Raw genomic sequence first — 13,504 nt, forward strand, 5'->3', positions numbered from 1 at the left:
GGATAAACTATGTAGCGGCGATCGAAAGTTTAGGGATGTAAACTAAAATGCAGGAGGAAAAACGTTGAATGAACAGAAGCTATGCCAAGCGATAAATCTTTTCGTAGAAGTTTTACTTGAAGGGACAGAGTTTGTACATCATGAAGTCGATCAGGATGTATTCAAACACATCTCCAGAGAACAGGCCGACCTGTTAAAAATTTTAAAAGTCAAGGGTCCATCTTCTCCCGGCAGCCTGGCCATGTATCAAAACGTGCATAAGAGCGCGATTTCTAACCGATTGAAGAAGCTGCTGGAAAAGGGATTGGTTGAGTGGGATGACTGTCCGGTAAAAAGTGATAAACGCACGAAACGAATCAAAATTTCAGAAAACGGTGAAAGCATTATCGAAGAATTGGATTCAGCTATCTTTAACGCGCTCAAAGAGCTGATGCACGATATAGATGAGGAGCACTTACAATCATTCATTGACATATTTACCATTCTAAAAAGCAAATTTAAAGGAGGGGATCTTCCAGAATGAAATCGATTGTCAAATTCAAATGGGCCATTGCGGCGGTTATCTTAGCGCTGACTGTTATATTGAGTTTATTTTCTCCCAACTTAACGGAGCTGGCCAATCAAAAGGGGCAGTCACAGCTGCCGGCTGATTCCGTTTCAGAAAAAGCAAATGCTATTCTGAAAAAAGCCGGAGAAAACAATAATTCGATAAGCATTGTCTTTCCATTAGATCGTGCGCTAAATAAAGATACAGAGGATCAGCTCCGCAGCATGATCGATAACGTCAAAAAGATTGAAGGTGTTGAAGAGGTAACATCTCCGCTGACAGGTGAAAAAGAAATCAAAGATCAATTGATTTCAAAGGATAAGAAAACCATTCTTATTCCTGTAACGGTCACCGGATCTGATAAGAAAGCGGAAAGTATTGCTGATGATATTTATCAAATCGTTCCCGATGATTTGACGGCATATATTACGGGAGCGTCTCTTATCAATCAGGATTTTGCGCACAGCTCAGAGGATGGGCTTAAGAAAACGGAAGTGATCACAGTCTGTTTGATTATCGGCTTGCTGCTGATCGTGTTCCGCTCTGTTGTGACGCCTTTTATCCCGATTGTGATTGTCGGTTTCTCGTATGTAATCAGTCAATCTATACTGGGCATTTTAGTTTATAATGTTGATTTTCCTATTTCGACATTTACCCAAACCTTTTTAGTTGCCATCCTGTTTGGGATTGGAACAGATTACTGTATTCTTCTTCTGACTCGTTTCCGTGAAGAACTGGCAAACGGGCATGACAAAAAAGAGGCAACCCTTATTGCTTACCGTACAGGCGGAAAAACATTGTTTATCAGCGGGTTTGCGGTATTGATCGGGTTTTCTGCCCTGGGTTTTGCGAAGTTCGCCATTTTCCAATCAGCTGTGGGAGTTGCTGTCGGGGTTGGCATTTTAATGATCATCCTCTTCACTCTGCTGCCTTTATTTATGGTGACGCTCGGTGAAAAGCTCTTCTGGCCGTCTAAGAAAGTGCTGTCGCACAATGACAATAAATTGTGGGCGTTTCTCGGCAGACATTCTGTTGCCCGTCCGTTTCTGTTTCTCGTCATAACAGTCATCATCACGCTTCCGTTCATTTTGACCTATGATGACCAGATTTCATTCGATTCAACGGCGGAAATCAGCAGCGATTACAAATCCATCAAAGGTCTTGAAGCCATTAAGGATGGGTTTGGTGAAGGAAAAGCATTTCCGGTGAATGTGGTGATAAAAGGAGACAAGGATCTCACTACCGCTGAGACGATCCCTTATCTCGGAAATATCAGCAAAGCCATTGAGAAAGTCGAACATGTTGATTCCGTTATGACCATTACCCAGCCGACAGGTGAAAAAATCAAAGATTTATATATTGATAAACAGCTAGGCTCGGTGTCAGACGGGTTGGATAAGACGGTAAAAGGAATTGCCGATGTCCAAAGCGGTTTAACGGATATAGAAAACGGACTGAATCAAATGGCAGGGCAAACCGGTTCAGCCTCAAATAGCGGCTCCGGCGGTTCACTTGGCGATGCGGCTGACGGCTTGGGCAAAATCAATCAGCAGCTGCAGCTAGTCAGCAAACAGCTTTCTCAAACCGGCAATACCGCACAGGCGGTGCCGCAGCTCACAGCAATCAGCGGAAAGCTTGGACAAATTCAAACCGGCCTTGAGCAAGCAAATGAGCAGCTTTCAGGCCAGCAGAAACAAGCCGGAACGCTGACAGAAAGCCTGAATCAGCTTGCTGAAGGTGTGAAGAGCGCAAATAATGGACTGACAAAAATCACCGACGGGATTACGGCATCCAGTGATATGTTAGAGGACATGAGCAAAAGCTCAACCGTTCGGGATACGGGGATTTTTATTCCTGATCAAGTCATGAAAGATAAGGATTTTAAGAAATCAATTGATCGGTATTCCTTTGCAGACGGCAAGGGAGTGCAATTAAGCGTGGTCCTGGATTCTAACCCGTATTCAGAACAAGCGATTACGACCATAAACCAGATCAAAAAAGCGGTAGCCGGCGAAGTCGGCGGTACGCCTCTGGAGGACACTCAAATTGTTTACGGCGGGGTAACAAGCGTCAATGCCGATTTAAAAGAGCTGTCTACAACGGATTTCTCCAGAACGATGGTCATCATGATTCTCGGGCTGTTTATCGTCTTGACCGTTTTGTTCCGGTCAATGGTGATGCCGATTTATATGATCGCTTCACTGCTGCTTACGTATTACACTTCAATATCAATGACGGAATTGATTTTTGTGAATATCTTGGGCAATGATGGAGTCAGCTGGGCGGTACCGTTCTTCAGTTTTGTCATATTGATCGCGTTAGGGGTAGATTACTCGATCTTCTTGCTTGACCGCTTTAAAGAAGAGGTTCAGCTTGGCATTCATCAAGGTGTCATCAGGTCAATGAGCAAAATGGGCTCTGTCATCATCACCGCGGCTATTATTTTAGCCGGTACATTCGCGGCGATGATGCCATCAGGCGTTAATACGCTGATGCAGGTGGCAAGCGTCGTCATTATAGGGCTGCTGCTGTACGGCCTTGTCATTCTTCCGCTCTTGATGCCGGCAATCATTGTGACATTTGGAGAAGGAAACTGGTGGCCGTTTGGCAGAAAGAAAAATAAAGAATAGAAAAAAAGAGTGGTGACAATTCATTTGTTCATCACTCTTTTTTGTAAATGTCAAAGGTACGTTTTTCACCTGTCAGCAAGCAATGGAGGAAAAGGGAAGAATCATCAACTTTTCTACATCTGTTGTCGGTCAAATGTTTCCGACATACAGCATATGCGGGAACAAAAGGCCCGTCAGCTCGCCAAAGCATTAGCCGTGAAACAAATCACCATTAATGCGGTACCGGAAGATATCGCAAATGTGATTGATTTTTTAACGAGCGAACAATCCCAATGGATCACAGACCAGACGATCTGTGTGAACGGCGGATTTATTTAAAATGAAAAAGCTCCCAAGAGTCATTCTTGGGAGCTTTGTTTTATTTCCATTCTGCAATAGTATCAATCGGCAGACGGTAGGAAGCGTATCCTTCGTCTGCAGCTTTTCCGATGGAAAGAAGCATAACAGGCACATAACGCTCTTTGTCTAATCCGAAGGCTTCCGCGATGTTTTCTTTATCGTAGCCGCCGATCGGGTTTGTGTCATAGCCGTGCGCGCGTGCAGTCAGCATAAGCTGCATAGAAACAAGGCCGCCGTCAATCAGGATCGTTTCACGGTTCACCTGAGCCGGAAGCTTTTCAAAATGAGCAGTCAGGGCAGCGATTTGTCTGTCTTTTACCTCCTGCGGCATGTAACCGAGCTCCACGGCTTTTGAATAAATTTCTTCTAAGTAGTCTGCATTGTTCATGTCCGCAAAAACAGCGATGACGGCAGATGAAGTTGTGACCTGTGTTTGGTTAAAGCTTGCTAGCGGCGCGAGCTTCTCTTTTCCTTCCGGGCTGTCGATGACGAGAAAACGCCATGGCTGCGCGTTGACAGAGGATGGCGCAGTTGTAGCTTCCTCTAGGATTTCTGTCATCTCTTCTTTGCTGATTTTCACTGTCAGATCATAATTGCGAATGGAACGGCGTCCTTTCATAATTTCCATAAAATCGTTTGTTTTGATCATGTTGATACACTCCTTTTAAGCTTCGATATTATCTATATTGTTTCGCATGCGCCCAAGCACATTAATAAGCACGCGGCGCTCTTCAGCACTTACATTTGCGAGCATTTCCTTCATGAAACGCTCCTTTTCTTTCTTAGAAGACTCGATTCGTTTTCTTCCTTGATCTGTTAACCGCACAAGGGTAATCCGGTTGTCTTCGGGCTTGCGCCGTCTTGATACCATGCCTTTGGCTTCAAGCTGTTTTAGGTGTCTTGTGACGGCCGCGCTGTCGATATTGACTTTCTTTTGAAGGTCGCTTTGACTGATCTCATCCGCATGATAAAGCAATGTCAGCAATTCCAAACGAGATTGGCTGATGCCCGTGCATGCCTCGAACTTCACGCCAATCACTTTGTTCACGCCTTGCAGCTGATATAAAATCTCGGCTTCCTCAGAACAAAATGATGCCAAAACCCATCCCTTCTTTCTTGTCAAAAAAATAATTGATATATCAATGATTGACACGTCAATTAATATACAACGATTGATTTCAATTTGCAAGCCATTTGCACATTTGAAAAACCTCCCAACATATAAGTTGGGAGGTTTTTGTTATCCTTGCGGCTCAGGATAAAACATCAGCAGAAAAAAGCTGGCCGTTTTCTGTGATGAATTGATGTAGCTGTGCGGCGTGGATCCCGTAAACTGCATGGCGTCTCCTGGTACCAGCGAATGCTCCTGATCCTGCAGATTGACGGTTAACTCGCCTTCTTTGATTAAAATGTATTCTTCTCCTAAATGTGTTTTTGCTTCATGTATGCATCCCGGTTTCAGATCGACAACATAAATTTCAAACTTTGTTTCAGGATTGTAGGGAAAAAAGGGGTAAACAATGTAGTTTTCTTCATTATCTGTAACAGGTTCAATATCTTTAAGGTTAATTTTTCTTACTTTCGGCTTGTCTTCTTTCAGAAAAACAGAAAAAGATACTTGCAGCCCATTTGCGATCTTCCAGAGAGTGGTGACAGTCGGGGTCGATTTTTCTTTCTCAATTTGTCCGAGCATCGCTTTGCTGACGCCCGTTAACTCAGAAACTTGATCAAGAGTCAGGTTTCTGCTTTTTCTGAGTTTGACAAGATTCTTTGCGATAATGGCTTGGATATCATCCATACATGTATCTCCTTACGTCATATTCACTTTATTATAACATATTAAAATCAGCTATTACATACAGTTGTAAGCTATAACATATATGTGTATAATATGTTAGACGAGGAGGAGAATCAGAATGATATCAGAGAAGGAAATCACTCATGCCCCAACTTGCGAGCCATCGTTCTTACAAGGGTTTAAAGATTGTGTCCCAACGCTGATCGGCTACATCAGTATAGGTTTGGCTGCCGGAATCGTGGGGATTGCCTCGCATTTAAGCGTCCTTGAGATTACGCTGTTGTCAGGTTTGGTTTTTGCCGGCGGCTCCCAGTTCGTTATCTGTGCTTTGTTAGCAGCGAACAGTCCGATGTCCGCTATTATCCTGACAACGTTTATCGTGAATTTACGAAATTTTCTATTAAGTGCCGCGCTTGCTCCTCATTTTTCAAAGTATTCGCTAGTGAAAAATGTGGGGATCGGCATGATGGTGACAGATGAATCATTCGGTGTTGCTTCAAATAAGATTGTAAAAAAAGAACCAATTAGTGATCGATGGATGTTCGGTTTAAATCTCACTGCATATGCGTGCTGGGTGCTCTCTTGTGTGGCAGGGGCGGTCTTTGGTAAATGGATTACCAATCCGGAAACGTTCGGACTCGACTTTGCGGTGACGGCTATGTTTTTAGCACTGCTGATTTTGCAGATGGAACATGTTGTGCCTGCAAAGATTAAACACTATGTATCTCTCATTATTTATATGGTGATTGCGATGATTGTTTTCTCTTTCTTTATGCCATCACATCTCGCTGTGATCATGTCAACGATCATCGTAGCGACAATCGGGGTGGTGACAGATAAATGAGCATAAATACATACATCCTGATGGTGATTATCGGCTGCGCGCTGGTCACAATGATTCCCCGCGTGATTCCATTTTTAGTTGTACGGAATATTTCCTTGCCGGAGCCTGTGCTGAAATGGCTCTCCTATGTGCCGGTTTGTATATTGACGGCACTTGTTGTGAAGGATTGCATGATTCAATCCAATGATTCTCTGAAATTGAATTGGCAGGCAGCTGTTGTATTGATTCCTACTCTATTGATTGCACTGAAAACAAAAAGTTTGTCTATGACAGTCATCAGCGGTGTTGTTCTAATGGCCGGCTTGCGCTTAGGGGTATAAAACAGCTGCTTACATCAAAACTCACGATATCAGGGGGAATCAAACCCTGGTATTTTTTGTGTCTCTGATTCAATCATTAAGCGGCTTTCACTGACTGAAAGTTATGGTACAATATACAAATGTTTTACAGCTTCAATCAATTGTTGGAGTGACATCTGTTTCAGATAAATAATAGATTGAAGGGAAGGTTTTGATAGAATGCTGCAAAATCCAACTGGAAAAGAGCGTTTGGCATTGGCATTTCTGCTCGGCATGCTTGCTATATTGGGCCCGCTTAATATAGATATGTATTTGCCTAGTTTTCCTGACATTGCCGATGATTTATCGGCCAGTGCCTCGCTTGTACAGTTAAGTTTAACAGCCTGTCTGATCGGGCTTACCATCGGCCAGGTGATTGTCGGGCCGGTCAGTGATGCGCAGGGAAGACGGAAACCGCTATTAATCTGTATTTTCTTATTTGCGTTATCTTCTCTGTTCTGTGCGCTTTCACCAAACATTACAACACTAGTGGCAGCCCGTTTTTTACAGGGCATTACGGCCTCTGCAGGACTTGTGCTGTCTCGGGCAATCGTGCGGGATGTGTTCACAGGAAGAGAGCTTTCTAAATTTTTCTCACTGTTAATGGTGATTACCGCAGTCGCGCCAATGATTGCGCCAATGACAGGCGGTGCTCTTTTATTGCTGCCGTTTGCAACGTGGCATACGATTTTTCACTTTTTAACGATCATCGGATTTGTACTTGTACTGATTATTGCGCTGAGGCTAAAAGAAACATTGCCGCCAGAAAAGCGGATTCCAAGCTCAATTGGAACATCTGTCAGAACAATGGGGAGCCTGCTGAAGGATCGTTCTTTTATGGGCTACGCGTTAACTGTCGGATTTGTTCACGGAGGAAGCTTTGCTTATGTATCCGGTACGCCTTTTGTGTACCAGGATATTTACGGGGTGTCGCCGCAGGTGTTTAGTATTTTATTCGGCATTAACGGCCTGGCGATTATTACGGGAAGCTTTATTATCGGGCGCTTTGGCGGAATCATTCATGAAAAAAGCCTGCTCCGCATGGCGGTCATTACAGCTATGATTGCGACTGCCGTGCTTTTAACAATGACGATGATTCACGGTCCTCTCGCTGCATTGGTTATCTCTATTTTTGTCTATATGATTACGATCGGCATGGTTCTGACGAGCACATTTACGCTGGCCATGGAAAAACAGGGGCACCGCGCCGGAAGTGCAAGTGCGCTGCTGGGAATGCTCCCGCTGCTCCTTGGCTCCATCGTTTCGCCGCTTGTGGGCATTGATGAGACGACAGCTGTTCCGATGGGAGCGATCATGTTTGTTACAGCAGTTATCGGTTCGCTCGCCTTTTTTAGATTAACTAAAGAGAGCGTGAAGCAGAATTAATCAAAAAAACCTGACGGCATGTCAGGTTTTTTTGATCTTATTAAAATAGCAAAAGCAGGCCGGCGATGGCCGGAGTCAAAAAGATTGCTGATTTCAAGACGGCCTTTGGCATGAGATTGGTGAATTTCGCGCCAACATACGCACCGCACATGGTTCCGATCAAGACTTTGACCAGCAACACATAATCAACAAATCCTTCCGTGATATACCCTATACCTCCGCCTACAGCAAGAGGGATAATGACAAGCATCGTCGTTCCGACAGAATGACGGATGGAAAGGTTCAGCATAATCATTAAACCGATTTGGATAAAGGGAGCAGAACCGATGCCAAATGTGCCGGAAAGTATGCCTGATACGATTCCTAAAATCACGGCTTTTGTATACATAGAAACATTGCTCTGATTCCCTTGAGGTTTTTCTTTTAAAATAAATAATCTGATTAAAATGAGAATCGCTGATAAAAATAACATTCCCGCTGTCAAATAATGAAGCAAATCGGCGGGAATAAAAGATGTCAGCTTTGCCCCGAAAAATGACCCGACAGCAGCAAAGCATCCGACCGTTAAACCGATTTTCAATTGGATGTTGCCTTCCCGGTAATGGCTGTAGGCCCCTGATAAGCTGGTGAAAGCCATACCGGCGAGGGAAGTGCCTAAAGCTGTATGAATCGGAATATGGAAAACAAGGGTTAAAAGAGCAATAACAAAGCCGGCTCCCCCGGCACCAATAAAGCCTAAAATGATTCCGAGAAGAAACATAACAAGAATAATGAGCATACTTTTTCCTCCATTGTATTCTGAGCTGTAAATGTAATGAATCTGAGTGATTGTAGCTGAGGCGAAGTGTCCGGCAGCCGATGAGAGGATCATCTCACTGGTTTACAGTAGTCCGTCGACCGTCGTTTAGCAAAAATATCGTACCGCAAATTTTGGAATTTGACAAGGCAGTTTGTTGCTTCCCTTTATCATCTGTTATATGATTTTGATGAAGAACAGCCCCTGAATCTATTCAAAAGAGGTATTATTTATATGGATGATTTTAAATTAGACAAGCCGACTCCTTATTACCTGCAATTTTATTTCCAGCTGAAAAAAATGATTTTTAACGGAACTTTTAAGCCGGGGGAACGGATCAATGAAACACAGCTGGCTAAAAGTTTCGGTGTCAGCCGCTCTCCGATACGGGAAGCTATGCGGCTGCTTGAGAAAGACGGCTTGTTAAGAGCAGATGACCGGAATGGATTTTCAATCGCTTCTTTAACCGCTAAAGATGTAGATGAAATTTATAAAATCAGAATTCCTCTCGAACTGCTTGCTGTCGAATTGGTCATAGACGAAGCGAATGACGAAGAGCTTCAAACGCTTGAAAAACAGCTTGAAGAAACAGAAAACGCTATTCGTAACGGAGCGGAAGAAACTGAAATGATCAGCTTAAACCAAAAGTTTCATCAGCTGCTTGTCGATTTTAGCCATAACAGACATTTAAAAAACTTGCTTGAGCATGTAAACGATCTGATTCACTTTTGCAGAATCCTTAATTATAAAGGGGACAACCGCCCTGAAACGATCCTGCGTGAACACCGCAGCATATTTGAAGAAGTAAAAAAGAGAAACAAAGAAGCAGCCAAAGAACATATGATGGCTCATTTCAATCATGATTCAGAACATTTGAAGCGTGTGCTTGAAGAAGGAAAAGAAAATTAAATGACATGTACATTATACCGAGGATGAGTCCTTGGTATTTTTTATTGCTCTCATCACTTTAATAAATCGTAAATCATATATAAGGAAGCCCATTAATAAGATTCTATGATGATTGACTAACGAATAATGGGGGTTAGACATGTTTATCCATATCGTCCGGCCGGGTGATTCTTTGTTTTCCATAGGCAGAAGATACGGTGCTTCTGTTGATCAAATACGTGGTGTAAATGGTTTAGAAGAAACGAATATTGTGCCGGGGCAGGCTCTGCTCATCCCTCTTTATGTATATACAGTACAGCCGGGAGACACGCTCGGAGCTATTGCAGCAAAAGCGTTTGTTCCGGCAGAACGGCTAAGAGCCGCAAATCCCGCTATAAATCCAAATGCCTTGCAAGCAGGAATGAGACTGACGATTCCTAATATCTCAAACTATATTGCGGGGACGCTAAGCTTTTACGTGCTCCGTAATCCGGATCTAGATCGTGATTTAATCAATGATTACGCCCCGTATTCGTCTTCGATTTCCATTTTCGAATACCATATTGCGCCTAATGGCGACATTGCAAATCAATTGAATGATACAGCCGCTATTGAAACCACATGGAGAAGACGGGTGACGCCGCTTGCAACAATAACAAATCTGACCTCAGCAGGCTTCAGCACGGAACTCGTACACCAAGTGTTAAACAATCCTACTGCAAGAACCAATCTGGTTAACAATATTTATAACTTGGTATCCACAAGGGGATATGGCGGCGTGACGATCGATTTTGAACAAGTGAGCGCCGCAGATCGGGATCTGTTCACAGGATTTCTGCGTCAGCTGAGAGATCGTCTGCAGCCGGGAGGGTATGTGCTGACCATAGCGGTTCCGGCAAAAACAAGCGATGATATTCCGTGGCTTAGGGGCTATGATTATGGAGGAATCGGAGCGGTTGTCAATTATATGTTTATCATGGCGTATGACTGGCATCATGCGGGAAGCGAGCCGGGGCCTGTTGCGCCGATTACTGAAATAAGAAGAACAATTGAATTTGCGATTGCCCAGGTGCCGCGGAGAAAAATCATCATCGGAGTCCCGCTCTACGGCTACAATTGGATTATCCCTTACCAGCCGGGAACAGTGGCTTCAGCTATCTCAAATCAAAAATCAATTGAAACAGCGATGAGGTACCAAGCCCCTATTCAATATTCAAACGAATATCAATCGCCGTTTTTTCGCTACAGAGATGAGCAGGGACGGACGCATGAGGTATGGTTTGAAGATGTCAGGAGCATGAGCCAAAAGATGCTGATCGTCCGCGAATATGGATTACAAGCAATAGGCGCCTGGCAGTTAACACTCGGATTCACACCAGCACCGTGGCTTCTGCGGAAATTTTTTACGATCAGAAAGGTTTAAGGGCACCGGGCACGGTGTCTTTTTAGTGATGTTGTAAGCGGCTGCTGAATGCCTTTACCGTCTCAGCCTGCCTTGCGTTGTTTCTCGCATCGGGCATTATCTCTAAGATGCTTCGTTAAAACCAGATGATAATCGTTCACGGTGTTGAAAATAAGAAGCAGATAAATGCCATTCTCACACAAAGGAGGACATAGGCGTATTTTTTTGACTGCGGTGCCTCGAGCAGCCCTGAGTTCCCGGAAAATTGTCATTTCACTGGCTGGCAGCGTTGGTGATATCCTTTATCGTAACGGATTGATAGCCGTAAAACCGCATCAGCCTAAAGCGGCAGAATAATTCGATCATTTGTCACTTGCATGGCGTCAGTCTCCCCCATTATGATCGATAGTGAGAACTATCATCAGTCTAATTAGGCACAAATTGCATATCATCTTATGAAAGCTTACGGAATACGAGTGAGAGGAAGTTGTCAGAATGAAAAAAGTATTGATCCTGAATTTCCCAGCAGAAGGCCATGTAAATCCTACATTAGGCATTACGAAAGCCTTTGCCGATCGGGGATATGATGTTCACTATATATCCACTGAAAAATATAAAGAAAGATTAGAAGCGGTGGGAGCGACTGTCCACCTTCATCAGGATTTGCTGAGAACAACACCTATTCAAGTCGCTTCGCCAAATGGCATTCTTGATTTCTTGAAAATACATATCAAAACCTCACTGGACATTTTACATGTCGTAAAAGAGTTGTCAAAAAGCATTCAGTTTGACTTTGTTTATTATGATAAATTCGGTGCGGGAGAGCTGGTCAGAGATTATCTCAACATCCCGGGCATCTCTTCATCTGCTTCCTTCTTATTCGATGAAGAGCATTTAAAGATATTGCCGCTGCATCCGGATTCAGAAGTGCCTTTACAATTGGATAAAGAGTGTGAAAATCTGCTGGCAGAGATGAAAGAAACATACGGCGTATCCCCGAAAAACTTGGTTCAATTCATGAACAATAAAGGCGAACTGAATGTCGTATACACAAGCCGATATTTTCAGCCCGAAAGCGATCGTTTTGGGGATGAATGCCTGTTTATCGGACCAAGTTTTCCAAAAAGAGCAGCCAAAACGGATTTTCCTGTTGAACAGTTAAAAGATGAAAAGGTCATCTATATTTCAATGGGTACGGTACTGGACAAAACAGAAGAATTCTTCAACCTTTGTATTGATGCTTTTTCTAATTTTGATGGATTAGTCGTTATTGCAGCGGGAGAAAAAGCAGATCTCACAAAATTAAAACAGGCACCGGAAAACTTCATCATTGCCCCGTATGTGCCTCAGCTGGAAGTGCTGGAACACTCAGACGTTTTCATTACACACGGCGGCATGAATAGCGTCAATGAAGGCATTCATTTTAACGTGCCTTTGGTTGTAATGCCTCATGACAAGGATCAGCCAATGGTAGCGCAGCGTCTCTCTGAACTCCAAGCGGGCTATACGATCTCTAAGGATGAAGTAAATGCGCAGTTATTGAAACAGGGGATAGAGGAAGTTTTACAAAACGATCAATATTTGAAGGGCATTAAAAAAATCAATCAAAGCTTTCAAGAGTGTATGGACATGGACGAAGTGATGGAGCGAATTGATCAGCTGATTCATCAGAAAACCAAATAGAAAAAAGTGTATAAAGAAAACCGCTGTGTTGAATAGCGGTTTTTTTCATATCTATCCGTAGACGAAACCTCCAGTACGATGTGCAGGAGGCAATGATTAAAATGCAATTTTGATCTTTTGAGAATCAGTGATTTTCTTATGGTTTTGGTCAAAAACGTCACTTGTTGTGATTTCAATCCATTTGATCTCTTTTTTCTTCTTCTCAGCTGATGGTTCATCATGAGCATGTCCGCTTGCTGCGTTTACAATAAAGCCGAGATTGCCGGATTTTTCGGCGCCGCCTTCTAATTCACCATTCAACTCTTCAAGGTACATATCTTTATTCCAATCAAAGGTTTCACCTGTATTTGTTCTCATCAATGCAATCGGGGCAAAATTCACTTTCTCGGAAGATGTGTTTTTGATATCAACGAAAACTTTGACGAAATCAAACTCTTCATCGTGTGTTAATACATGAAAATAATCAATCATGCTGTAATCCGGACGTAAGTGGATCAGCTTCATTTCTTTTACTGTTAACTCTACGTTTCCAATCTTATAAGTTTGATTGACTTGTTTGATATCTTTTAAGACGGCTTCACCTTTGTCATCAGAAAACGTTTGATTTGCCTTCAGCAATGACCGGTCATCTGTTACCTGTGCATTAGGCTGATACTCATCTATACTGTCTTTTGGAGACAAAGTGCTTTGCGGTGTGGCTTTTGCTGTTTGCTCTCCGGCTGTATTTTGTTTTTCAGAATCTGCGTTTGATGAACAGCCCGCAAGCATGACGATAAAAAATAAAATCGATAGAATCTTTTTCATCATGAGTCCTCCATTAAGAAAAGAGCCCGTTCCTTATACAAGCAACGGG

Annotated in this window: 12 protein-coding genes and 2 pseudogenes; 9 read left to right on the forward strand and 5 right to left on the reverse strand. The window is 43.2% G+C overall.

Annotated elements, in window-relative coordinates; genetic code table 11:
* Positions 1–64 precede the first annotated feature (64 nt).
* From UJ203_RS19360 to UJ203_RS19370, 3 genes and pseudogenes are all read left to right on the forward strand, one after another.
* The gene (locus UJ203_RS19360) at positions 65–523 is read left to right on the forward strand and encodes a MarR family transcriptional regulator (RefSeq protein ID WP_024120373.1); all 459 of its coding nucleotides are present in this window, start codon (positions 65–67) and stop codon (positions 521–523) included.
* Positions 520–3,177, forward strand: coding sequence for an MMPL family transporter (locus UJ203_RS19365; protein ID WP_322013315.1), 2,658 nt, complete (start codon positions 520–522; stop codon positions 3,175–3,177). Before UJ203_RS19360 ends, UJ203_RS19365 begins: the two co-directional genes overlap by 4 nt.
* Before the next feature lie 37 nt (positions 3,178–3,214).
* Positions 3,215–3,495: pseudogene (locus UJ203_RS19370) on the forward strand (SDR family oxidoreductase); the annotation flags it as partial.
* A gap of 40 nt (positions 3,496–3,535) precedes the next feature.
* On the opposite strand, the gene UJ203_RS19375 reads toward UJ203_RS19370, so the two are convergent.
* The 3 genes and pseudogenes from UJ203_RS19375 to UJ203_RS19385 form a co-directional block, all read right to left on the reverse strand.
* On the reverse strand, positions 3,536–4,165 hold the full coding sequence (locus UJ203_RS19375; protein ID WP_322013317.1) for a nitroreductase family protein: 630 nt from the start codon (positions 4,163–4,165) through the stop codon (positions 3,536–3,538).
* A 15-nt stretch (positions 4,166–4,180) separates the two neighbouring features.
* Positions 4,181–4,674 (reverse strand): annotated as a pseudogene (locus tag UJ203_RS19380) (MarR family transcriptional regulator).
* Positions 4,675–4,756: 82 nt separating this feature from the next.
* Positions 4,757–5,314 (reverse strand): helix-turn-helix domain-containing protein, encoded by a 558-nt coding sequence (locus UJ203_RS19385; RefSeq protein ID WP_044161601.1) that lies wholly within the window; start codon positions 5,312–5,314, stop codon positions 4,757–4,759.
* 118 nt (positions 5,315–5,432) lie between these two features.
* Here UJ203_RS19385 and UJ203_RS19390 point away from each other — a divergent pair, with 118 nt between their 5' ends.
* The 3 genes from UJ203_RS19390 to UJ203_RS19400 all read left to right on the forward strand — a co-directional run bounded on the left by UJ203_RS19390 (position 5,433) and on the right by UJ203_RS19400 (position 7,882).
* Entirely contained in the window at positions 5,433–6,158 is a 726-nt protein-coding gene (locus UJ203_RS19390; RefSeq protein ID WP_322013320.1) for an AzlC family ABC transporter permease, read from the forward strand.
* On the forward strand, positions 6,155–6,478 hold the full coding sequence (locus tag UJ203_RS19395) for an AzlD domain-containing protein (RefSeq protein ID WP_322013322.1): 324 nt from the start codon (positions 6,155–6,157) through the stop codon (positions 6,476–6,478). Before UJ203_RS19390 ends, UJ203_RS19395 begins: the two co-directional genes overlap by 4 nt.
* Positions 6,479–6,676: 198 nt before the next feature.
* Positions 6,677–7,882 carry a Bcr/CflA family efflux MFS transporter gene (locus UJ203_RS19400; protein WP_024120381.1) on the forward strand — a complete coding sequence of 402 codons (1,206 nt, stop codon included), beginning with the start codon at positions 6,677–6,679 and terminating at the stop codon, positions 7,880–7,882.
* 40 nt (positions 7,883–7,922) lie between these two features.
* Here UJ203_RS19400 and UJ203_RS19405 read toward each other — a convergent pair whose 3' ends face one another.
* Positions 7,923–8,660 (reverse strand): sulfite exporter TauE/SafE family protein, encoded by a 738-nt coding sequence (locus tag UJ203_RS19405; RefSeq protein ID WP_044161595.1) that lies wholly within the window; start codon positions 8,658–8,660, stop codon positions 7,923–7,925.
* 252 nt (positions 8,661–8,912) lie between these two features.
* Between UJ203_RS19405 and UJ203_RS19410 the strand changes: the two genes are divergently transcribed.
* From UJ203_RS19410 to UJ203_RS19420, 3 genes are all read left to right on the forward strand, one after another.
* The gene (locus tag UJ203_RS19410) at positions 8,913–9,587 is read left to right on the forward strand and encodes a GntR family transcriptional regulator (RefSeq protein WP_059291861.1); all 675 of its coding nucleotides are present in this window, start codon (positions 8,913–8,915) and stop codon (positions 9,585–9,587) included.
* A 139-nt stretch (positions 9,588–9,726) separates the two neighbouring features.
* Positions 9,727–10,989 carry a glycoside hydrolase family 18 protein gene (locus UJ203_RS19415; protein ID WP_322013327.1) on the forward strand — a complete coding sequence of 421 codons (1,263 nt, stop codon included), beginning with the start codon at positions 9,727–9,729 and terminating at the stop codon, positions 10,987–10,989.
* Between the two features lie 474 nt (positions 10,990–11,463).
* Positions 11,464–12,651, forward strand: coding sequence for a macrolide family glycosyltransferase (locus tag UJ203_RS19420; protein ID WP_322013330.1), 1,188 nt, complete (start codon positions 11,464–11,466; stop codon positions 12,649–12,651).
* A 96-nt stretch (positions 12,652–12,747) separates the two neighbouring features.
* Here UJ203_RS19420 and UJ203_RS19425 read toward each other — a convergent pair whose 3' ends face one another.
* On the reverse strand, positions 12,748–13,455 hold the full coding sequence (locus UJ203_RS19425) for a membrane lipoprotein lipid attachment site-containing protein (RefSeq protein ID WP_322013331.1): 708 nt from the start codon (positions 13,453–13,455) through the stop codon (positions 12,748–12,750).
* Positions 13,456–13,504: the final 49 nt, after the last annotated feature.

This window comes from Bacillus sp. V26 (assembly GCF_034296245.1).
Classification (GTDB): Bacteria; Bacillota; Bacilli; order Bacillales; family Bacillaceae; genus Bacillus; species Bacillus halotolerans.